This is a genomic window from Vibrio sp. H11, from assembly GCF_004804295.1.
Taxonomy (GTDB): Bacteria; Pseudomonadota; Gammaproteobacteria; order Enterobacterales; family Vibrionaceae; genus Vibrio; species Vibrio ostreae.
In genome coordinates this window covers 186940-206867 of record NZ_SSHN01000001.1, presented here as the reverse complement: position 1 = coordinate 206867, position 19928 = coordinate 186940, and the positions used below count along the sequence as shown (strand labels likewise).

The following is a 19928-nucleotide window of genomic DNA, read 5'->3' as shown; positions in this document are numbered from 1 at the left end:
AATCAAATAGATTGAGTGACCTTTTCAATAATCTCAGCCGGGAAGTTCATACGCAGCATGACCTGCTCAATCATTTGCTGTTTACGGCTGGTATTATTATTGGTGATCACCCAGAACGGGGTATTCGGAATCGCCTTGGGCTTCGTCGTTTGACCGTTGGCCAGCAGGGTCTGCTCATTGTCCGCAAAATAAACACGTTTGCGGCCCTTCACTAACGTGGCGTCAGAAAAGCTGGCAGGATCGATGCGATGAAGAGTGGAAAGCACCAGCATAAAACGATCAACCGCTTTTTTCAGACCAGCAAATTCGTCTGAAATCAGCAGAGCGCGCATCTCTTTCACGCCATCCAGTTTCGTTTCTTGCCCAGCATCTTTACTCACAACTATACCTTTCGGCTCCACCGACAACTTAGGAGCAACAGGAGTGCTTTGTCCATCCGCTTTCAACAGGCGGCGCAGAATGTCCGACGCGCTCTCACCGATGTGTTGGGTCTGGCTTGCAATGTAACGGTATAGATCCTCATCTACCTCAATTGTTTTCATTCGCTTTTCACAATCTCAATGTTTAAACTCTGGGGGATTATAGCGAGATCTTTGCCGAGACTCTACGTTAAACCCATTACTAATAAGATAAAATGTCAGCACTTCTGAATTACAAACTTGAAGGTGAGGGTCACACCGTCGTCTTGATCCATGGCCTGTTCGGTAATCTGGACAACCTGGGCCTGCTGGCCCGCGACCTGAAAACCGATCATCAGGTCCTGAGTGTCGATCTGCGTAACCATGGCTTGTCACTGCACAGTGAGCAGCACAATTACGCTCTGCTCGCTCAGGATATCAAACAGTTACTCGAACATCTTGATATTCGTGATGCCATCGTGATCGGCCATTCCATGGGCGGAAAAACGGCAATGAAACTGGCCGATATCGCCGCCGATCGTATGCGTCAACTGGTGGTAATGGACATTGCCCCGTATGCTTACCGCGAACATCGCCACCAGCAGGTTTTTGCCGGTCTGACCGCGGTTGAAGAACAAAAGCCGACTTCACGCAGTGCAGCAATGGCGATTCTTGCCGAGCACATCGAGCTTGACGGTGTACGTCAGTTCCTGGGTAAATCCCTGTATAACTGCGATGGCATCATGGCCTGGCGCTTCAACGTCACCGCGCTCAAAGCCAACTACGCTCACATTATGGGCTGGGAGCCGATCACATGCTGCACGATTCCGACCCTGTTCATTAAAGGTGGTGACTCCGATTATCTGACCGCCGAGCATCAGAGCGAGGTTCAGGCCCAGTTCAGCGAGGCGAAAGCCCACGTCATCGCCAACACCGGCCACTGGCTACACGCAGAAAAGCCAACCGAAGTACTGCGTGCGATACGCAAATTCATCACATGAGATAACGCACTGCAGTTGTCGGCTGATCGCGGTTTTTCTCATCCGCCAAGTGTGAAATCGATTCTCATCCGCGCATTAACTTTGCCCGACAACAATGGTATAGTGCGCGCAAGCAAATTGGCATAAAGGACTACCATGCTGTACGACTACATGAACATGCTTGAGTCTGTCGGACTCGATCTGCTGTTTGCGTCTATATTTTTTCTGATCGGAATGGCAATAAAAGACGTTTTAAAACAAGGTAATGTTCCGCCATTTGGCCGTCGTATCGTGTGGCTTGTTCTATTTTTAGGTTGTGCCGGCTTTATCGCCAAAGGCATTATCCAACTGAGTTGGGAAGGAACCGGACTTGGCTAATGCCCGCGCGTTCAACCAGCGCCAACCCATAACAATTTAAAGGTAAAGACTCTATGGCAAGTGTAGGTATCTTTTTTGGTAGCGATACAGGTAACACCGAAGCTATTGCAAAGATGATTCAGAAACAACTGGGTAAAAAACTGGTTCACGTTCAAGATATTGCTAAAAGCAGCAAAGAAGACATTGATAACTTCGATCTGTTGCTGCTCGGTATCCCTACCTGGTATTACGGTGAAGCTCAATGTGACTGGGATGATTTTTTCCCTGAATTAGAAGCCATTGATTTTTCAACCAAGCTCGTCGCTGTATTTGGTTGTGGTGACCAGGAAGACTACGCTGAGTACTTCTGTGACGCGATGGGCACCGTGCGTGACATCGTTGAAGCCAAAGGCGCAACCATTGTGGGTCACTGGCCAACAGAAGGTTACGAGTTTGAAGCGTCGAAAGCGCTGGTTGATGAAAACCACTTCATCGGCCTGTGTATTGATGAAGACCGTCAGCCAGAACTGACTGAGCAACGTGTGACCAAATGGGTAACCCAGGTTTACGAAGAGATGTGCCTGGCTGAGCTGGAAGACTAAGCTTGTCGCACTGATTGAAAAAACCCTGCCAGGCAGGGTTTTTTTATATCCGCTTACGCTTAGCGCAGATTTACCACATCACCTGACCGATAAGCGGTGCCACCAGCACGGTGATAATTCCCGCTATCATCATCGCCACGCTCGAGACGACCCCTTCGGAATGACCAAGCTGATAGGCTTTAGCGGTACCAGCACCATGGGCTGAGGCTCCTAAGCTGGCACCACGTCCCAGACGGGAGCGAATCGACAACAAGGTAAAAATCACCTCGCCGACCAGCATACCTATCACCCCAGTCAGCACCACAAACAGCGCAGTGAGATCGGTTTGTCCGCCAACTGACTTGGTGGCCTCGACAGCAAAAGGGGTCGTGATTGAACGCATCGCCAGGCTGCGTTGCAGCAATTCCGGCAACTCAAGCCAACGGGCCAGGAATACCGTTGAGCTGACCGCAACCACCACAGAAACCGCCACGCCAGCTGATAAAGAGAGCCAGTGGCGCGCGATCAAATGTCGGTTATCATAGACAGGAACCGCAAACGCTACCGTGGCAGGGCCCAGCATCCATACCAGCCAGTGTGACTCGGCCATATAGTCCTGATAAGAGATATGCAAACCCACCACCACCAGAATAAGTAACACAGGTACCAGCAATAACGGCATCAACAACATAGTCTGCTTACGACGATAGAGCGCCTTACTGGCAAAATAGAGCACTAATGTCATTAACAGACAAACTGCCCCCAACAGCGAAGTTCCGGCAGCCATCATTATGCTTCCTGCCCTAACTGACTGCGCCGCCGCGCCACTTTGAGCTCATAACGATACAGCTTGTCAACGACCCAGGCCGTACAGGCAATCACTATGATGGTACTCAATACCAGCACCAGCAGAATGCGCAACCCTTGCTGTGCGAGCATATCCTGATAATTGATCACTGCCACCACAGCCGGAATAAAAAACAGCAGCATCTCGGCCAGCAACCAGCTGGCACCACGCCGGAACCAGTCCACTTTGACCACTCGGCACATCACCAAGGCCAGCAGCATCAGCATGCCGGTTAAATTAGCCGGTAATGGCAGATGGAAGTGTGCCACCAGCTCATCGGCGATGAACCAGATCAGGGTTAATGCTGTGACCTGACCCAGAGTCATCAGCGCGTTCATTAGTTTTATCATTGCCCATTTGCCTTTTTGAGAAGTCAATCACAGTATAGGCAGAGGCAAAACCATCATAAAATGAATTTTTATTATTCAATTCATGCCAAAATGGAATATTTAGCAACCGGAGTGAACGACATGGACATCAAAGCACTGCGTTATTTTATTGAAGTGGTCAACGAGCAGAGTTTTACCCGGGCGTCAGAAAAGTTGTTTGTCACCCAACCGACCATCAGTAAAATGATTCGCAGCCTAGAGCAGGAAGTCGAACAGCCATTACTGCACCGGGAAGGTCGCCGTTTGTGGCTCACCGATGCCGGTGAAGTGGTTTATCAGCGTGCCCAGCAGATCCTGGCTCAGTTCAACCAGCTCAATGCTGAGCTGCTCGACCTCAACCAATTGCAACGCGGCCACCTGCGCCTCGGAATACCGCCCATGGTCGGTCATATGTACGCCGGATTGATTCGCCAGTATCGCCAAGCCTTTCCTAATGTCGAACTGACCATCGTTGAGTGCGGCGGACGTAAAATTGAGCAAGCCGTGTATAACGGTGACCTTGACGTCGCCGTCACCATGCTCTCGCCCAGCGCCGCCGACACGCTCAATATTCTCGATCTCGACAGTTACCCGATTTGCGCCGTGCTGCCGGATGTCGCGCCCTGGAACGAGATGGACATTGTGCACTGGCAGGATATTCAGCACGAGCCGTTTTATCTGTATACCGATGATTTCACCCTCAGCGAATACATAGCAACTCTGTGTCAGCAACAGGCGATCACTCCTTCTGTCGCCGCACGCAGCAGCCAGTGGGACTTTCTGGTCGCACTGGTCAAAAGCGGCGTGGGCGTCGCTTTTTTACCTGAGCCTTTGTGTCATCGTATTCAGGGCGAAGGTGTGGTGATAAAAGCCATGTCACCTTCAATTGAATGGCGCTTGGGCGCTATCTGGCACGCCGAGCGCTACGTGCCGCGCACGGCGGAAGCGTGGATTGATGTATGCCGGGCCTATCGCAACCGCACACGCTAGCGCTGCTGCCCGTAACGCCGCGCGGCACGGTCGTCCTGCGTCACAACCTGACTGGACGACGTTATCGACTCTGCCGGGCTTAACGACTCGACCAAGGCAATATTTTCCGATCGCACTGTTGTTTGTGATTCCATCATCGCTGAGGGCTCCACATCGCGGTATTTGGGCTTCTTGCGCACATAGAGCTGGCGATGCACTTCCGACACCACTTCACCATGCGCGTTTTTGACATGGATGATGAATTCGGGAAAACACTTATCACCACATGCGGTTGCAGCCAGAATGTCATCCAGTTGCTGTTGCGAGATCAAAAAGTCCGCATGTAAATCGGTATGGCCGGGTTTAATAAAATTGATGCTCGCCTGCTTGTCCCAGACATAGTACTGATCGCCGAGGATCCCCATCAACATCAGAGCGTAAACCGGATCGGTTAAAGAAAAGATACTGCCGCCATATTGCGAGCGATTGGCATTTTTGTTCCACCAACGCAGCTTTAACTGCAGACGCGCTTCACGAAAATCATTACTGATAGTGACTATTTTAATCCCTGAGCCCCAAAATGGTGGCCAGCAGTTCAATGCCCATTTCACCACACCAGGACGATAGAGTTTTGCGAGGGTTGTATGCATTATGTAAATACCTCTGACGCCATGTAGATACCCAGCCAGCGTAAAATCAGGGAGTTAAGCGTCAACCACCCAAGATTTTACCTCTGCCAAATGTTAACAAAGTGTAACTGGTCGGATTACTTATATCAGTGATGTACTCCCGCTTTATAATAATTAGTAGTAACCCTTTGAAGTTCGTGGTTTATTGTTCGCGGCGACTAACCTATAATGTTGGACAACATTGACTTCTGTTAATTACTGCAGATCATCAACGGGAAAGTATATGTCAGACAATAACCAAGCGCTAAAGGATGCTGGTCTTAAAGTAACCCTTCCACGGCTCAAGATTTTAGAAGTATTACAGCAGCCTGAGTGCCAACATATTAGTGCTGAGGAGCTGTACAAGAAGCTGATTGATCTCGGTGAAGAGATTGGCCTTGCCACAGTTTATCGGGTACTAAACCAGTTTGATGATGCAGGCATCGTGACCCGTCACCATTTTGAAGGCGGTAAATCGGTATTTGAACTGTCAACGCAGCACCACCACGACCACCTGGTCTGCCTGGACTGCGGTGAAGTAATTGAATTTTCGGACGATATGATCGAAGATCGTCAGAAACAAATTGCCGCGCAGTACAATGTCCAACTGACCAACCACAGCCTGTATCTTTACGGCAAATGCGCAGACGGAAGTTGCAAAGACAACCCTGACGCTCACAAGCCGAAGAAATAAAAAAAACCACCGTTTTACGGTGGTTTTTTTACATCAGACGACTGACCTAACTCAGAAATAATCCCGAATCAGCACCTCAGCAATCTGCACTGCATTGGTCGCCGCACCTTTACGCACGTTGTCAGCCACAACCCACAGGTTAATACCACTGTGATGGCTGATGTCGTTACGGATACGTCCCACCATCACATGGTCTTTACCGCCGGCATCACGCACCTGGGTCGGGAAATCTTCACCCTTGAACACTTCCACTCCTTCGGTGTGTTCCAGCAAATCAATCACCTGCTCAGCATCGATCGGAGCACTGGTTTCAACGTGCAGCGCTTCTGCATGACCGTAGAAAACTGGCACACGCACACAGGTCGGGTTAACCGTAATCGCCGCATCATTAAAAATCTTCTGCGTTTCCCACACCATTTTCATTTCTTCTTTGGTGTAGCCGTTGTCCATAAACTGATCGATTTGCGGAATACAGTTAAACGCGATTTGCTGACGAAACTCTTTACTCTCAGCCGGAATACCGTTCAGCAGCTTGGCGGTCTGTCCTGCCAGCTCATCAATGCCAGCTTTACCGGCTCCGGATACCGACTGGTAAGTCGTGACGTTAATGCGCTCAATACCCACCGCATCATAAATCGGCTTCAGTGCGACCAGCATCTGGATGGTCGAGCAATTCGGGTTAGCGATGATGTTACGGTTACGGAAATCCGCCACCGCTTGCGGGTTCACTTCCGGCACAACCAACGGAATGTCGTAGTCATAACGAAACTGTGAGGTGTTATCAATCACCACCACACCAGCATCTGCCGCGATCGGCGCGTACTGGGCTGACAGTTCACCACCTGCAGAGAACAACGCAATATGAACTTGCGTCCAGTCAAAGTTTTCGACATTCTCGACCCGGACCGTTTTACCGTTGAAACGGTAAGTCTTGCCCTCACTGCGCTCACTGGCCAGCAGGTACAGATTGCCGACCGGGAACTTACGCTCCTGCAGCACTTCCAGCATCGTTTCACCGACGGCGCCTGTTGCACCAAATATTGCAACGTTAAATTCTTGGCTCATTCGTTACCTCAATTTTAAAACCTAATTTCGCCAGCGGCTCCAGATTACATCCGGCATCACCAACGAGTGTGACCGCGCTATACTCACGTCTGTCCCAATAGTGTTTACGCATTTGGTCAAACGCGCCAGGTTTGTGTATTTCGCGACGGAACAGTGCGTCATCCCTACGCACATCATAAATCAGTTGGGTTAAGGACAGCAGTGTCGCTTCATCCCAGGCCCGATCCAGCGTCACCTCGGGAACCGGAGCTACCGGCAGTAAGCTGGATGGATTAGCACAATGAGCTTCACCCAGAAACTCACAGTAGCTGTTAAAAATCATCGTCGTACCACGCGCCTTACCTTCCAGACCATAACCGGCGATATGTGGCGTCGCGAACGCCAACAGAGGCAGCAGTGTCATATCGACCTGAGGTTCATACTCGAACACATCCAGCGCAGCGGTGAAACCGTCACGCTCCAGCAGACGCGCTTTCAGCGCTTCGTTATCGACAATCGGACCACGAGCGGCGTTAATCAGGATCTGGTCACTGCGCAGATTCGCCAGCACGTCGGCGTTGATCAGATGATGGGTCGGCCATTCACCGTCTTTGGTGATCGGCGTATGCACAGTAATCACATCCGCTTCACTAAGCAAAGCCTCAAGCGGAGTGAAGACACGAGAGTCACCTTGCGCCTGTTTCGGTGGATCATTGAGCAGAACTTTGATGCCCATACCGCTCAGACACTCGGCCAGATAGCTGCCCACCTGGCCCGCGCCAATGATACCGACCGTCTTATCAAAGACCGAAAAACCCTGTTGCTGTGACAGCACCATCAACACACTGACCACATATTCCGCCACACCGACTTTGTTACAGCCTGGTGCCGCAGTAAAGAAGATTCCGCGATCTTGCAGCAACGCCTGGTCTACATGGTCCATTCCCGCAGTCGCCGTACCAACAAACTTCAGCTTATTGGCCTTACTGATCAGTTCCTGGTTGACTTTGGTCACCGAACGAATCATCAGCGCATCGACATCAATCAGATCGTCGGCGGTCAGAGTCCGGCCTGGTTTTAAAATCACCTCACCCAACTGGCTGAACAGCTCAGCTGCATAAGGCATGTTTTCGTCGATCACAATTTTCATACAGAGTTCACATTATTTTTTGACTGGGGTTGCGTTACTAGTGTGCTTGGCAGGTTAACAACGCATTGTGCAGAAAAGCGTTGCCAGTGTCGAGGATTAACACGTTGGCCATAAAAATGCCCGGCACCAAAAATGGTTGCCGGGCAATAACCAGAACAAAAGGATCCTGTCCCGCTCTCCATGGGACAGAGTCTGCGTCTGTTCGATCAGCCAGGCTGATCGGTTCTGGAAACGGATTGGTCAGAGGCGCTTAGCCCTGGTATTTCTTAATTACCAGCGTCGCGTTAGTGCCACCAAAACCAAAACTGTTTGACATCACAGTGGTCAGTTCCTGTTCACGAGCTTCAGTCACGATATCCAGACCTTGCGCCGCTTCATCCAGGTTTTCAATGTTGATGCTTGGTGCAACAAAACCGTGATGCAGCATCAGGGTTGAGTAGATCGCTTCGTGCACACCCGCCGCACCCAGAGCGTGACCTGTCATCGCTTTGGTTGCTGAAATCGCCGGGCTCTTACCGCCGAAGACCTGTTGAATCGCACCCAGTTCTTTCACATCACCAACCGGTGTTGACGTACCGTGTGTGTTTACGTAGTCCACGTCGTCCACGTTTTGCATCGCCATCTGCATACAACGCACTGCACCTTCACCAGACGGAGCGACCATGTCGTAACCGTCCGAAGTCGCACCGTAGCCGACGATTTCACCGTAGATTTTCGCGCCACGTGCCAGAGCGTGTTCCAGCTCTTCAATCACGACCATACCGCCGCCGCCGGAGATAACGAAACCGTCACGGTCTGCATCGTAGGTACGAGACGCTTTAGATGGATCATCGTTGTACTTAGTTGACAGTGCACCCATCGCATCAAACATCATGGTCAGTGACCAGTCCAGTTCTTCACCGCCGCCCGCGAATACGATGTCCTGTTTACCCAGTTGGATCAGTTCCATTGCGTTGCCGATACAGTGTGCAGATGTCGCACAAGCAGAGCTTATTGAGTAGTTAACGCCACGGATTTTAAATGGAGTTGCCAGACAAGCCGAAACCGTTGAAGACATAGTACGCGGTACCATGTAAGGACCAACGCGCTTCACACCCTTCTCACGCAGAATATCGACCGCGTTCACCTGGTTCAGGGAAGACGCACCGCCCGATCCGGCAATGATACCTGTACGGTCGTTAGAAACCTGCTCTGGAGTCAGACCTGCATCAGCAATCGCCTGTTCCATCGACAGGTAAGCGTATGCCGCTGCATCGCCCATAAAACGCATTTGTTTACGGTCAATATGTTCAGCAGGGTTGATTTTCAGGTCGCCCCAAACTTGAGAACGTAGACCTTTCTCTTTGAATTGCTCAGAAGCATTGATGCCTGACTTACCTGCTTTAAGAGACGCTAAAACTTCTTCGACGTTGTTACCGATACTTGAAACAATACCCATACCGGTGATTACGACTCGTTTCATGTGACATTCCTATAATTCAAAATTCTGATAAATGATAACGAAGAAGGCCAACAAAAGTGGTCAGCTTTCCCATAAATCCGTACAATCCCGGCCCATAATTACGTCAAATATCATAGAACTCGCCCATTATGACTTCAATCACTCATGCACAACTCGGCTGGAATGAGGCCGGAACCCCGGTTTCTGACCAATTTGACGACGTCTATTTCTCTAACGTTAATGGGTTAGAAGAGACCCGTTACGTATTTCTGACCCAAAATCACCTTCCTCAGCGCTGGCACGAACACGATCAGCGCCGTTTCGTCATTGCCGAAACCGGATTCGGTACCGGACTTAACTTCCTTGCCGCCTGGCAATGGTTTGACAAGTTTAGACAGCAAAACCCACAAGCGACACTACAGCAGTTACATTTCATTAGTTTTGAAAAGTTTCCGCTCAGTCGTGCAGATTTAGTCCAGGCTCATCAGGCGTGGCCGGAACTGGCTGATTATGCCAGGCAATTACATCAGCATTATCCGCCTGCTGTGCCAGAATGTCACCGTATTGTACTGGCCGATGGCGCGGTCACCCTGGATTTATGGTTTGGTGACATTAAAGATTGCATGCCCGGCGTTCCGGTTCCTGAAAAAGGTCTGGTCGATGCCTGGTTCCTGGACGGCTTTGCTCCGAGTAAAAATCCCGAAATGTGGAATCAAAACCTGTTTAACGGCATGGCAATGATGGCGAAACAAGACTGTACCTGCGCCACTTTCACCGCAGCCGGTTTTGTGCGTCGCGGCCTGATAGAAGCCGGGTTTGACATGAAGAAAGTCAAAGGCTTTGGCACCAAACGGGAAATGATCGCCGGTGCCATGAGCGACAAACAGCCGGCCAGCAATATTAAACCCTGGTATCACATCGAGGCCCTGAGCGACGTCAAGGATGTGGCCATTATAGGTGGCGGTATCGCTAGTGCCGCTCTGGCTAAAGCATTGAGCGAACGTGGCGTGGCCATCACGCTGTATTGCCAGGACAGTGAAGCGGCTCAGGGCGCGTCCGGCAACCGCCAGGGCGCCGTCTATCCGCTGCTCAATGGTGAGCATAGCGGCGTGTCTCGCGTGTTTGCCCCGGCCTTTTTATACGCCCGCCAGTTCTTTGAGCAGATGGCAGAAAACATCGAATTCGATCATGACTGGTGTGGCGTGACTCAGTTACTGTGGGATGAAAAGTCCGCCAAAAAACTCAATAAAATGATCGCCGGTGATTTCAGTCACGATTTAGTCACCAAACTCAGCCCCGAGCAGAGCGCGCAAGTGGTCGGCTTACCGGTTGATGTGGAAAGCGTCCACTACCCGCTGGGCGGCTGGCTATGCCCGGCTCAGTTCACCACAGGGCTGCTGAACCATTTAACCCGACAAGGCAAACTGACTGCCCGTTATGATCATGAGCTGACCAAACTGGAATGGCTGGCTGACAGCCAGCAGTGGCAGCTGTCCTTTGCCGGCACATCACCCGTGCAGCAGACGAGACATCATCAGTGCGTGATTATGGCCAATGGTCATCAGTTTGACGCCATCGAGCAGACCAAGCTACAGCCGCTGGGTAAAGTCAAAGGTCAGGTCAGTCATGTACCAAGCAACGACACCCTGCGGTTACTGCGTTCGGTTTTGTGTTACGACGGTTACATGACCCCGGCCAACCCAGACACAGCCACCCATTGCATCGGGGCGAGTTATGACCGCGAACACATCGACCATGAGTTTGACGCGCAGGCACAAACCGAAAATGGCGCACGTCTGGCCAAATGTGTCAGTACACAAAGCTGGCCGGCTCAGGTCGACACCTCAGGTAACGACTCACGTCAGGCCATCCGCTGCGTCAGCCGTGATCACCTGCCTTTTGTCGGCAGTATCGGTCAGATGGCGGAAATTCTCGAGCAGTACCAACAGTTGGTGCACATGGCACAGGATGAAGCGCCACGTGTGGCTCAGTACCCGCAACTGTATGGCTTGCTTGGTCTCGGTTCGCGTGGCCTAAGTTCGGCCCCTCTTCTGGCCGAAGTTCTGGCATCCATCATCTGTGGTGATCCGCTGCCGCTACCGGTCGATGTGATGGAAAGCCTGCACCCGAGCCGGATGTGGGTGCGCCGCCTGCGTAAAGGTAAAGCCATCAGTGAACAATAATCACGCCGAATAGATAATAATCGCGCCGAATAGATAATAACCGCACTGAGTGAACTAACCTTCGGCAAATTCGTCGGCAAGATGGCACAACCGTTCCGTCCGCCACGGCAAAAAACAAAACGCCTCGCAATTTTGCGAGGCGTTTTTAGATTCATTGGCTGACAACAGTCAGCATCGACCTGTTGTCAGCTCATTAAGCCAGTTTAGCAACCGCTTCTTTCAGTTGAGCGTTGACCGCGTCGTCTTTCACCTGACCCGCTTCCAGATCAAACACATCGTAGAAGTTTGGTACAGACAGTGATGCTTTCACGTTACCAGCAAAGAAAGGTGCAGAACCGACTGCAGCAGCCAGAACAGATTGCGCGCCGCCAGGGCCAGGTGATGTAGACAGGTAAACCGCTGGTTTGTTCTTAAACACTTCGCGATCGATACGAGTTGCCCAGTCAAACAGGTTTTTAAAAGCAGCCGGGTAATGGCCGTTGTGCTCTGCGTACGAAATCACCAGGGCGTCAGCATCAGCCAAATCACGCAGGAACGCTTGTGCACCTTCAGCCTGGCCGATCTCTTTTTCCAGATCTTCGCTGAACATAGGCACGCTGTAGTCGCTGATGTTCAGAACTTTAACCTCTGCGCCATCAACAAGACCAGCGGTGTAAGTCGCTAATGCTTTGTTAATTGATGTTGAGCTAGTACTAGCTCCGAATGCGATAACTTTCATGTCGGTAATCCTATCTGTTCGGTTGATGATGATAGAGTAATCATTCGACCGCTCAACAACAACTATAAAACTTTTATGGATTCATTCGAATAATTTGAACGATCGATAATGCGGCCATCAGGCCTGAGCAGCCAATTCCTGCCAAAGATCGGCAACAATGATGCGGTCAGCCGGGGTCAGCTCTGAACGAGCCTGTTCCAGGCTATTCTCGATACGGCTTTTAAACTCGTTCAGATCATTAATGCCCTCTTCTTCACACGCTGCCGCGGATAACGAAATATGACCACGCAGATAACCACCGGCAAACAGCTCATCGTCCGACGCCGTCGCGATACGGGTATCAATCAGCTCAAGGAGTTTTTCTTCAAATTCAATAATCATAGTTATCTCGTTACTTCACAATAAATTGGTCTGGACTGAGCGGCGGCGTGTGGTAAAACGCGCGCAGCGCTTGCGACAGCATGTTCACTCGGGTTGGTAATCCGCTGGCCAGAATCGACCGTACTTCTTGTTGCACTTTGTGCATAAAAGCCAGCCGGTCCGGCTCAAAATCGCCGTTAAGGTTGTCACAACTGACCGTAAAAGGAAAGCCTGCACTCAACGAGAAGATCCACTCATACGCCTGAGGGCGCACCTCTACCTGCTCAAACCGGGCCTGAACCGCTTCCGTTCGTCCGTCTGGTTCGTACCAGTAGCCAAAATCCTCCAGCAAACGGCGCTCAGGACCCGCTACACACCAGTGAGATATTTCATGTAACGCCGAGGCATAAAAACCGCGGGCAAAAATGATCCTGTGGTAAGGCGTACTGTCATCAGCAGGCAGATAAACCGGCTCGTCATCACCGCGCACCAGACGGGTGTTAAAATCAGCAAAAAAGGTTTGATCGAAAATAGCGATCAAATCGGAATATTGGTGGGACATAAGATTAAGGTTAACAGTCATCGACAGCGCGCATTTTGGCGATTTTTTCGCGGCGGGTAAAGTGCAATCAGCCAGCGTGTGACAACCTCGGCTCTGCACCAACAAAAACGCCCTCACATGAGGGCGTTTTTGGGGTGAAGAGCTCGGATTATCAGATAACCGGAGTGTCAGTGGTGACACCAAAATTCTGCCCGCGATGACGCAGCAGATGGTCAAGAACCACAATCGCCAGCATAGCTTCGGCAATCGGTACCGCACGGATACCGACACAAGGATCGTGACGACCTTTAGTGATCAGCTGAGTTGGCTCACCGGTACGGGTAATGGTATCGCCCGGAACCGTAATGCTCGAGGTCGGTTTCAGCGCGATATTCGCCACTAAGTCCTGGCCGGTTGAGATACCGCCCAGAATACCGCCAGCATGGTTAGAGCTGAAACCCTGCGGAGTCAGTGGATCACGATGCTCACTGCCCTTTTGCTGCACTACATCAAAACCATCGCCGATTTCCACCCCTTTGACCGCATTGATGCTCATCAGTGCATGCGCAATGTCTGCATCCAGACGGTCAAATACCGGCTCACCAAGACCAACCGGTACGTTGGTGGCAACAACCTGAATTTTGGCACCAATCGAATCGCCTTCTTTTTTCAGATCGCGAATCAGTTGGTCAAAAGCCTCCACTTTATCGACATCAGGACAGAAGAACGCATTGTTATCGATTTCGTTCCAGTCCACTTTATCGATCGCAACATCGCCCATCTGTGCCAGATAAGCTCGGATCTCGATGCCAAATTCCTGTTTGAGGTATTTCTTGGCAATACCACCGGCGGCAACACGCATCGCGGTTTCGCGAGCCGATGAGCGGCCACCGCCACGATAATCACGCACCCCATATTTCTGATGGTAGGTATAGTCAGCGTGTCCCGGACGGAACTTATCTTTAATGTCGGAATAATCTTTGGAACGTTGATCGGTATTTTCAATCAGCAGACCAATCGAAGTGCCGGTCGTTTTACCTTCAAACACACCCGACAAAATCTTTACTTCATCCGCTTCGCGGCGCTGCGTGGTATAACGCGATGTGCCCGGACGACGACGATCTAAGTCGACCTGCAGATCTGCTTCACTGATTTCTAACCCCGGAGGGCAACCGTCTACGATACATCCCAGTGCGATACCGTGACTTTCTCCGAATGTCGTTACCCGGAAATGTTGTCCGATACTGTTTCCTGCCATTATGTCCTCAAATTAGCTTGCTGCGCACGTTGAACGCGACGCCCGCAGCACTCATTACTATTCTTCGTGGAATCATAGTCGCTTTATTACGATTTGATGTAAAGCCTAAGCTTGCACAATTTGTGCAATCTTTCTCCCTAAAATGGGCATCACCTTTCCAATCCACTGATTTACATACGATCAGCCATTAAAAAGATAAAAAAACACCGGCTGCAAAGCCGGTGTTCTAGACAACTGTCTTAACTATGTATACAGCTCAGTGCTGGTTAATCCAGATAGAGTGCAAACTCATCGGCACACGCCAGCAGCTGATCGCGGGTCAGCATGAATACGCCGTGACCACCATGTTCAAACTCAATCCAGGTAAATGGGATCTCCGGGTACTGCTCCATCATGTGAATCATCGAGTTACCCACTTCACAGATCAAAATACCTTTCTCAGTCAGGTAATTCGGGGCATTCGCCAGAATACGGCGCACCAGCTTAAGGCCGTCGGTTCCGGCCGCCAGACCCAGTTCAGGCTCGTGACGGAACTCATCCGGCAGACTGTTCATGTCTTCTTCATCCACATATGGTGGGTTGGTGACAATCACATCGTACTGCTCTTTTGGCAGATCGCGGAACAGGTCAGAACGAATCGGGTACACTTGCTGTTCCAGTCCGTGGTCCTGGATATTTTGCTCAGCCACTTCCAGCGCTGCCGCCGAAATATCAATCGCATCCACTTCTGCATCAGGGAATGCGTGTGCACAGGCAATTGCGATACAGCCACTGCCGGTACACATATCCATGATACGTTGCGGCTCTTCTACCAGCCAAGGTTCAAACTGAGCCTGAATCAGCTCACCAATCGGTGAACGTGGCACCAGCACCCGCTCATCAACAAAAAATTCCAGGCCGCAGAACCAGGCTTTATTGGTCAGGTAAGCCACCGGGGTGCGATCTTTAATCCGCATCACCACACGCTCAACCACACGCAAACGCTCGCTGGTCGTCAGGCGTGAGTTCAACACATGAGGAGGCACATCAATCGGTAAATAAAGGGTTGGCAGGATCAGTTGAACCGCTTCATCCCACGCATTGTCGGTACCGTGACCATAAAATAAGTTCGCAGCGTTAAAGCGACTCACCGTCCAACGAATCATATCTTGAAGCGTATGCAGCTCTGAAACCGCCTCTTCTACAAAAATCTTATCCAAACTTGCCTCCGAAAAGCGCTACAATACTGCCAATTTCGATTTATAACAGATTATCTAATCCCAAATGAGCAAAAAAGAGACCGAATTCAACGACAATTATGAAGTCGACACCGATGACGATTTCGCTTTATTTCAGGATGCAGTAAAGGGCGTTAAAAAGTTGGCGCAGGATACCATAATCCAGGAGCCAAACAGAAATCCTAAACAAAAAGAAACCCGTCGTACCGCGCGCGAAGCCCGCGACAACGATTTCTACTTTTCCGATGAGTTCGTCCCCCTGCTCAGTGAAGAGGGGCCGACTCGTTACGCGCGCAGCGATGTGTCCAAATACGAGGTCAAACGTCTGCGACGCGGAGTCTATGTGCCGGATGTTTTCCTCGACATGCATGGCATGACGCAACAGGAAGCCAAACGTGAGCTTGGCGCCATGATCGCCTACTGCATCAAAGAAGGTACCCACTGTGCCTGCGTCCAACACGGCATTGGTAAACACATTCTCAAACAGAAGGTGCCATTGTGGCTGGCCCAGCATCCGGATGTGATGGCTTTCCACCAGGCACCGCTGGAATTTGGCGGTGCCGGTGCACTACTGGTTCTGCTGTCAGTCCCAGAAAAATAGTCAGTCAGCAAAAAATAATTCTGAGTAGCTATGGCTTAATCTGTGAGTCATAGCCCTTTAGTACCTCATCTCATCCGGTATCGGCATATTCTCTTCTTTCAGTTTAGGTCGTTCGCCACCTTTACGCCGATATTGTTTCAGTTGGAACACATAAGCCAGTACCTGGGCCACAGCAACAAACAATCCGTCAGGAATTTCCTGTTCCAGTTCAGTGGTATGATACAAAGCCCGCGCTAAGGGCGGAGCCGGCACGATCATAATGTCATGCTCCCGTGCCACTTCACGAATTTTCAGGGCGAGGTGATCAACCCCTTTCGCTATCACCACCGGCGCCCGGTCGCGGTTTTGTGTATAACGCAGCGCAACCGAGAAGTGATCCGGGTTGGTAATAATAACATCCGCCTGCGGTACATCAGCCATCATACGCCGCTGCGCAGCCTCGCGTTGCAGCATCCGAATCCGTCCTTTCACCTCAGGTTTACCTTCGGTGTCTTTGTATTCGTCTTTGACTTCCTGCTTGGTCATTTTCAACTGATTGGCGTGTTGCCAGATCTGAAACGGAATATCGATCGCCACCACCACCAGCAGTGAACAGCTGATCAGCAAGACAAAATTAAGCAGAATGTCCAGGGCATGAAAAATATTTTGCGGAAAGACATCCAGACTGAGCTGAAACAGATCTTGTTTCGACGCTTCAATCAGATAAAACGCCATCCCGGCCACCAGCAGTACTTTGAGAATCGATTTAATCAGCTCAACCCAGCTCTGCATGCCAAACATGCGCTTGATACCACTGAGCGGATTCATCTTGGATAATTTTGGCATCGCAGCTTCGGCTGAGAAACTGATCCCGCCGACGCCGGCTGCACCAATCAGCGCCGCAATAAATAACGTCACCAGAATAAGCAGCAGCGGCATCAGCAACTGCACCAGCACACCGGAAATGATGTCGAACAGTTTGTTGACGTCAAAAATCTCTTCCCGGCTGAGGTTAAAAAGCCGCCCCATCGCAGTCAGCAAACCGCTGGCCATCGACTTTCCGAACCACATCAGAGATAAAGCGCCGACCACCAGTACCGACACAGACGCCAGCTCCTTCGACCGGGCAACCTGGCCTTTTTCTCGCGCCTGTTGCAACCGTCGGGGGGTGGCGTCTTCGGTCCTTTCTTGTCCGTCTGATTCTGCCAATTCAGCCTCCTGACACGCCGTGAATTAACATGTTAACCGGATCAGACTGCACACCTGCTGTTCGCCCTGATTCCAGTACAGATCATAATGAGTATAGAGCCCGCTGATGATATACCAGCACAGCAGCAAGCCGACCATCAGCGCAAAGGCAAAACCGAGTGAAAAGATATTCAGCTGCGGCGCAGCGCGGGTCATCACCCCGAAGGATAAGTTGACTGTCAGCAGGGCGATGATGCCTGACAGTGACATACTAAGGGCCACTTTAAACATGGTCCCAAGCCACAACGCCAGCTCGCGAAAATCAACCGCGGTGAGCGAGCCAGAGCCAATCGGCAGACTTTTAAAACTCATCACCAGCAGCTGGATCATTTTCAGATGCCCATCGGTGGCAAGAAAAAACAGGGTGACGAGAAACATAAACAGCTGACCGAGCAGCGGCGTATTCTGACCGTTGGCAGGATCGACCATGGAAGCAAAACCCAAACTCGCCTGCATGCCGAGAATTTGGCCCAGCATCACAAAGGTCTGTACCATAAACTGGGTCACCATACCCATCGCCACTCCGATGATCAACTGCTCCAGCGTGGTCATAAAACCCTGAAAAGAGAGCAGTTGCAGATCAGCAGGAACGGCTGGGATAGCGGGCATAACGGCAAAGGTAATCGCCAGACCGAGATAAAGCCGGATACGAGTGGAAACAAATCGCGCCCCGGTGACACTCATCACCATCAGCATGGCTGAAATGCGGGTATAGGGCCAAAAATAGTTGGCGATAAAATCGAGGACGACGCTGGCAGGATATTCCATACGCCAGCCTAATACAGCACCTGAGGCAGGCGCTCAACGATGGAATAAAAGTATTCCATCAGCATTTGCGTCATCCAGTGCGCAAACGCCATCAGCGCCAGCAAAGTCACGATAAGACGCGGCAAAAAACTCAGCGTCTGTTCGTTAATGGAGGTTGCGGCCTGAAATATCGCCACCACCAGACCAATCAGCAGACTCGGCACTATGATGGCACAGACCATAATCAGGACCATCCACAGCGCATCACGAAACAGCTCGACAAAGACTTCTGGTGTCATTCAATGCTCCTGCTATAAGGCAAAACTGCCCGCCAGGGTTGACAGAATCAGATTCCATCCATCCACCAGCACAAACAGCATCAGTTTAAACGGTAACGAAACAATCATCGGCGACAACATCATCATACCCATCGCCATCAGTACCGAAGCAACGACCAAATCGATGATTAAGAACGGCAAAAACAGCATAAAGCCGATTTGGAAAGCCGTTTTAAGTTCAGAAGTAATGAAAGCCGGAATCAGCACGGCCATAGAGACATCCTCAGGATTCTGCGCCTCAGATCCTGAAATATTGACGAAGGTCTCGAGATCTTTCACCCGGGTCTGCTTGAGCATAAAATCTTTCATCGGCTCCTGAGCCAAATCAAAAGCCTGCCGGGCGGTGATCTGTTCATTGAGGTAAGGCTGTACGGCCTGGTCATTAATGCGGTTGAGAACCGGTGACATGATAAAAAAGGTCAGAAACACAGCAATGCCGATAATCACCTGGTTGGACGGCGTCTGCTGCAGCCCCATCGCCTGACGCAGAATCGACATTACCACGACGATACGGGTAAACGAGGTCATCAGAATGACCATGGCCGGCAAGAAGCCGAGCATGGTCATCAGGGCCAGGATCTGCAGATTGACCGAGTATTCCTCGCCGCCATCGGCAGTTGTCGTCATGGTAAAGGCAGGAATGCCCCCGCCGCCACTGCTTGAGCCCAGCGCCATCGTCCGGGCCGCCCCCTGCTCGCGTTCCATCGCCGAAACCGTCACATTTTCAGCGCCGGCGGCGGTGGCAGGGATGGGGGTTTCCAGTTCCTGCTGTGCACTGGCCAACGGCGCAAACAGCAGTGCAGACAACCACATAAGCACAGCTATCCAGGACAGTCGGTCGGGCAAGCGCTTAAACAGAGGGTTTATTATCATGTTTTTTCAGTAGCTGGGTCAGTTGATTAGTAAAAGAAGCCGCTTCCGTCTCCTGTGGCTGGAGTGGCTTGTCCAGTTTTGAGATCAGTTGAACAGATTGCGCGGTTACCCCTATCAGGAACTGCTCTTCCCCCGCCTGTACTATCATCACCCGCTCTTTGGTTCCGACGGCCAGTTGCCTGATCACACTCAGTCCTTTCTGCTGACCAAACGCGGGGACCCGCATACGCTTGAGCATCCAGGCCATGGCCAGAATCAGCGCGATGACAAAAATCAAAGAACCCAGCGTGGTCGCCAGGTCCAGTTGATTATTCTCCACCGCCAATGCCGGGGTCGAAAACAGCGCCAGGCTTATGAGCTTTTTCATA

General features: G+C 51.0%; 23 protein-coding genes and 1 pseudogene. 7 read left to right on the top strand and 17 right to left on the bottom strand.

The window, feature by feature from the left end:
• Positions 1-2: 2 nt before the first annotated feature.
• On the bottom strand, positions 3-542 hold the full coding sequence (seqA, locus tag E6C74_RS01105) for a replication initiation negative regulator SeqA (RefSeq protein WP_136482533.1): 540 nt from the start codon (positions 540-542) through the stop codon (positions 3-5).
• A gap of 92 nt (positions 543-634) precedes the next feature.
• Here seqA and E6C74_RS01100 point away from each other — a divergent pair, with 92 nt between their 5' ends.
• From E6C74_RS01100 to fldA, 3 genes are all read left to right on the top strand, one after another.
• Positions 635-1399: an alpha/beta fold hydrolase gene (locus tag E6C74_RS01100; RefSeq protein WP_136482531.1), complete on the top strand. Its 765-nt coding sequence runs from the start codon at positions 635-637 to the stop codon at positions 1397-1399.
• A 135-nt stretch (positions 1400-1534) separates the two neighbouring features.
• Complete coding sequence (locus tag E6C74_RS01095) at positions 1535-1756, top strand: DUF2788 domain-containing protein (RefSeq protein WP_136482529.1); 222 nt, start codon at positions 1535-1537, stop codon at positions 1754-1756.
• A 53-nt stretch (positions 1757-1809) separates the two neighbouring features.
• The gene (fldA, locus tag E6C74_RS01090) at positions 1810-2337 is read left to right on the top strand and encodes a flavodoxin FldA (protein WP_136482527.1); all 528 of its coding nucleotides are present in this window, start codon (positions 1810-1812) and stop codon (positions 2335-2337) included.
• A gap of 70 nt (positions 2338-2407) precedes the next feature.
• Here the strand turns inward: fldA and E6C74_RS01085 are convergent, their stop codons facing one another.
• Together E6C74_RS01085 and E6C74_RS01080 are read right to left on the bottom strand one after the other, a co-directional pair.
• Complete coding sequence (locus E6C74_RS01085; RefSeq protein WP_168796921.1) at positions 2408-3106, bottom strand: LrgB family protein; 699 nt, start codon at positions 3104-3106, stop codon at positions 2408-2410.
• Positions 3106-3513: a CidA/LrgA family protein gene (locus E6C74_RS01080; RefSeq protein WP_206208361.1), complete on the bottom strand. Its 408-nt coding sequence runs from the start codon at positions 3511-3513 to the stop codon at positions 3106-3108. Before E6C74_RS01080 ends, E6C74_RS01085 begins: the two co-directional genes overlap by 1 nt.
• Positions 3514-3633: 120 nt before the next feature.
• Here E6C74_RS01080 and E6C74_RS01075 point away from each other — a divergent pair, with 120 nt between their 5' ends.
• A complete protein-coding gene (locus E6C74_RS01075) occupies positions 3634-4521 on the top strand; it encodes a LysR family transcriptional regulator (protein WP_136483163.1) in 888 nt (295 codons plus the stop codon).
• Positions 4522-4673: 152 nt separating this feature from the next.
• Here the strand turns inward: E6C74_RS01075 and E6C74_RS01070 are convergent.
• Positions 4674-5150 (bottom strand): annotated as a pseudogene (locus E6C74_RS01070) (DUF4442 domain-containing protein); the annotation flags it as partial.
• 262 nt (positions 5151-5412) lie between these two features.
• On the opposite strand from E6C74_RS01070, the gene fcrX reads away from it, so the two are divergent.
• Positions 5413-5862 (top strand): ferric iron uptake transcriptional regulator FcrX, encoded by a 450-nt coding sequence (gene fcrX, locus E6C74_RS01065; protein ID WP_136482523.1) that lies wholly within the window; start codon positions 5413-5415, stop codon positions 5860-5862.
• Between the two features lie 51 nt (positions 5863-5913).
• Here fcrX and E6C74_RS01060 read toward each other — a convergent pair whose 3' ends face one another.
• The 3 genes from E6C74_RS01060 to fabB all read right to left on the bottom strand — a co-directional run bounded on the left by E6C74_RS01060 (position 5914) and on the right by fabB (position 9518).
• Positions 5914-6927, bottom strand: coding sequence for an aspartate-semialdehyde dehydrogenase (locus E6C74_RS01060; RefSeq protein ID WP_136482521.1), 1014 nt, complete (start codon positions 6925-6927; stop codon positions 5914-5916).
• A complete protein-coding gene (locus tag E6C74_RS01055; protein ID WP_136482519.1) occupies positions 6911-8056 on the bottom strand; it encodes a 4-phosphoerythronate dehydrogenase in 1146 nt (381 codons plus the stop codon). The genes E6C74_RS01060 and E6C74_RS01055 overlap by 17 nt, the downstream gene beginning before the upstream one ends.
• A gap of 250 nt (positions 8057-8306) precedes the next feature.
• On the bottom strand, positions 8307-9518 hold the full coding sequence (gene fabB, locus E6C74_RS01050) for a beta-ketoacyl-ACP synthase I (protein WP_136482516.1): 1212 nt from the start codon (positions 9516-9518) through the stop codon (positions 8307-8309).
• 128 nt (positions 9519-9646) lie between these two features.
• On the opposite strand from fabB, the gene mnmC reads away from it, so the two are divergent.
• Positions 9647-11680, top strand: coding sequence for a bifunctional tRNA (5-methylaminomethyl-2-thiouridine)(34)-methyltransferase MnmD/FAD-dependent 5-carboxymethylaminomethyl-2-thiouridine(34) oxidoreductase MnmC (gene mnmC / locus E6C74_RS01045; RefSeq protein ID WP_136482514.1), 2034 nt, complete (start codon positions 9647-9649; stop codon positions 11678-11680).
• Positions 11681-11873: 193 nt separating this feature from the next.
• Here the strand turns inward: mnmC and E6C74_RS01040 are convergent, their stop codons facing one another.
• From E6C74_RS01040 to prmB, 5 genes are all read right to left on the bottom strand, one after another.
• Positions 11874-12398: an NADPH-dependent FMN reductase gene (locus tag E6C74_RS01040; protein WP_136482512.1), complete on the bottom strand. Its 525-nt coding sequence runs from the start codon at positions 12396-12398 to the stop codon at positions 11874-11876.
• A 117-nt stretch (positions 12399-12515) separates the two neighbouring features.
• Positions 12516-12779: a YfcL family protein gene (locus E6C74_RS01035; RefSeq protein WP_136482510.1), complete on the bottom strand. Its 264-nt coding sequence runs from the start codon at positions 12777-12779 to the stop codon at positions 12516-12518.
• Between the two features lie 10 nt (positions 12780-12789).
• Positions 12790-13320: an elongation factor P hydroxylase gene (locus E6C74_RS01030; RefSeq protein ID WP_136482508.1), complete on the bottom strand. Its 531-nt coding sequence runs from the start codon at positions 13318-13320 to the stop codon at positions 12790-12792.
• A 151-nt stretch (positions 13321-13471) separates the two neighbouring features.
• Positions 13472-14557 carry a chorismate synthase gene (aroC, locus tag E6C74_RS01025; RefSeq protein ID WP_136482506.1) on the bottom strand — a complete coding sequence of 362 codons (1086 nt, stop codon included), beginning with the start codon at positions 14555-14557 and terminating at the stop codon, positions 13472-13474.
• Positions 14558-14823: 266 nt separating this feature from the next.
• Complete coding sequence (gene prmB, locus E6C74_RS01020; RefSeq protein WP_136482504.1) at positions 14824-15756, bottom strand: 50S ribosomal protein L3 N(5)-glutamine methyltransferase; 933 nt, start codon at positions 15754-15756, stop codon at positions 14824-14826.
• 64 nt (positions 15757-15820) lie between these two features.
• Here prmB and smrB point away from each other — a divergent pair, with 64 nt between their 5' ends.
• Positions 15821-16375 (top strand): endonuclease SmrB, encoded by a 555-nt coding sequence (gene smrB, locus E6C74_RS01015; protein ID WP_136482502.1) that lies wholly within the window; start codon positions 15821-15823, stop codon positions 16373-16375.
• Positions 16376-16432: 57 nt separating this feature from the next.
• Here smrB and flhB read toward each other — a convergent pair whose 3' ends face one another.
• Genes flhB through fliO form a run of 5 tightly spaced genes read right to left on the bottom strand, consistent with a single transcriptional unit; the run spans position 16433 to position 19927 of the window.
• A complete protein-coding gene (gene flhB, locus E6C74_RS01010) occupies positions 16433-17563 on the bottom strand; it encodes a flagellar biosynthesis protein FlhB (RefSeq protein WP_136482499.1) in 1131 nt (376 codons plus the stop codon).
• A 24-nt stretch (positions 17564-17587) separates the two neighbouring features.
• Entirely contained in the window at positions 17588-18370 is a 783-nt protein-coding gene (fliR, locus tag E6C74_RS01005; protein ID WP_136482497.1) for a flagellar biosynthetic protein FliR, read from the bottom strand.
• 8 nt (positions 18371-18378) lie between these two features.
• On the bottom strand, positions 18379-18648 hold the full coding sequence (gene fliQ / locus E6C74_RS01000) for a flagellar biosynthesis protein FliQ (RefSeq protein WP_136482495.1): 270 nt from the start codon (positions 18646-18648) through the stop codon (positions 18379-18381).
• Positions 18649-18660: 12 nt separating this feature from the next.
• Positions 18661-19500: a flagellar type III secretion system pore protein FliP gene (gene fliP, locus E6C74_RS00995; RefSeq protein WP_136482493.1), complete on the bottom strand. Its 840-nt coding sequence runs from the start codon at positions 19498-19500 to the stop codon at positions 18661-18663.
• A gap of 37 nt (positions 19501-19537) precedes the next feature.
• A complete protein-coding gene (gene fliO / locus E6C74_RS00990) occupies positions 19538-19927 on the bottom strand; it encodes a flagellar biosynthetic protein FliO (RefSeq protein WP_136482491.1) in 390 nt (129 codons plus the stop codon).
• Position 19928: the final 1 nt, after the last annotated feature.

Excerpts from the sequence above, each read along its gene's own strand:
- seqA (WP_136482533.1), bottom strand. The coding sequence starts at position 542 with ATGAAAACAATTGAGGTAGATGAGGATCTATACCGTTACATTGCAAGC.
- E6C74_RS01100 (WP_136482531.1), top strand. The coding sequence starts at position 635 with ATGTCAGCACTTCTGAATTACAAACTTGAAGGTGAGGGTCACACCGTC.
- E6C74_RS01095 (WP_136482529.1), top strand. The coding sequence starts at position 1,535 with ATGCTGTACGACTACATGAACATGCTTGAGTCTGTCGGACTCGATCTG.
- fldA (WP_136482527.1), top strand. The coding sequence starts at position 1,810 with ATGGCAAGTGTAGGTATCTTTTTTGGTAGCGATACAGGTAACACCGAA.
- E6C74_RS01085 (WP_168796921.1), bottom strand. The coding sequence starts at position 3,106 with ATGATGGCTGCCGGAACTTCGCTGTTGGGGGCAGTTTGTCTGTTAATG.
- E6C74_RS01080 (WP_206208361.1), bottom strand. The coding sequence starts at position 3,513 with ATGATAAAACTAATGAACGCGCTGATGACTCTGGGTCAGGTCACAGCA.
- E6C74_RS01075 (WP_136483163.1), top strand. The coding sequence starts at position 3,634 with ATGGACATCAAAGCACTGCGTTATTTTATTGAAGTGGTCAACGAGCAG.
- fcrX (WP_136482523.1), top strand. The coding sequence starts at position 5,413 with ATGTCAGACAATAACCAAGCGCTAAAGGATGCTGGTCTTAAAGTAACC.
- E6C74_RS01060 (WP_136482521.1), bottom strand. The coding sequence starts at position 6,927 with ATGAGCCAAGAATTTAACGTTGCAATATTTGGTGCAACAGGCGCCGTC.
- E6C74_RS01055 (WP_136482519.1), bottom strand. The coding sequence starts at position 8,056 with ATGAAAATTGTGATCGACGAAAACATGCCTTATGCAGCTGAGCTGTTC.
- fabB (WP_136482516.1), bottom strand. The coding sequence starts at position 9,518 with ATGAAACGAGTCGTAATCACCGGTATGGGTATTGTTTCAAGTATCGGT.
- mnmC (WP_136482514.1), top strand. The coding sequence starts at position 9,647 with ATGACTTCAATCACTCATGCACAACTCGGCTGGAATGAGGCCGGAACC.
- E6C74_RS01040 (WP_136482512.1), bottom strand. The coding sequence starts at position 12,398 with ATGAAAGTTATCGCATTCGGAGCTAGTACTAGCTCAACATCAATTAAC.
- E6C74_RS01035 (WP_136482510.1), bottom strand. The coding sequence starts at position 12,779 with ATGATTATTGAATTTGAAGAAAAACTCCTTGAGCTGATTGATACCCGT.
- E6C74_RS01030 (WP_136482508.1), bottom strand. The coding sequence starts at position 13,320 with ATGTCCCACCAATATTCCGATTTGATCGCTATTTTCGATCAAACCTTT.
- aroC (WP_136482506.1), bottom strand. The coding sequence starts at position 14,557 with ATGGCAGGAAACAGTATCGGACAACATTTCCGGGTAACGACATTCGGA.
- smrB (WP_136482502.1), top strand. The coding sequence starts at position 15,821 with ATGAGCAAAAAAGAGACCGAATTCAACGACAATTATGAAGTCGACACC.
- fliR (WP_136482497.1), bottom strand. The coding sequence starts at position 18,370 with ATGGAATATCCTGCCAGCGTCGTCCTCGATTTTATCGCCAACTATTTT.
- fliQ (WP_136482495.1), bottom strand. The coding sequence starts at position 18,648 with ATGACACCAGAAGTCTTTGTCGAGCTGTTTCGTGATGCGCTGTGGATG.
- fliP (WP_136482493.1), bottom strand. The coding sequence starts at position 19,500 with ATGTGGTTGTCTGCACTGCTGTTTGCGCCGTTGGCCAGTGCACAGCAG.
- fliO (WP_136482491.1), bottom strand. The coding sequence starts at position 19,927 with ATGAAAAAGCTCATAAGCCTGGCGCTGTTTTCGACCCCGGCATTGGCG.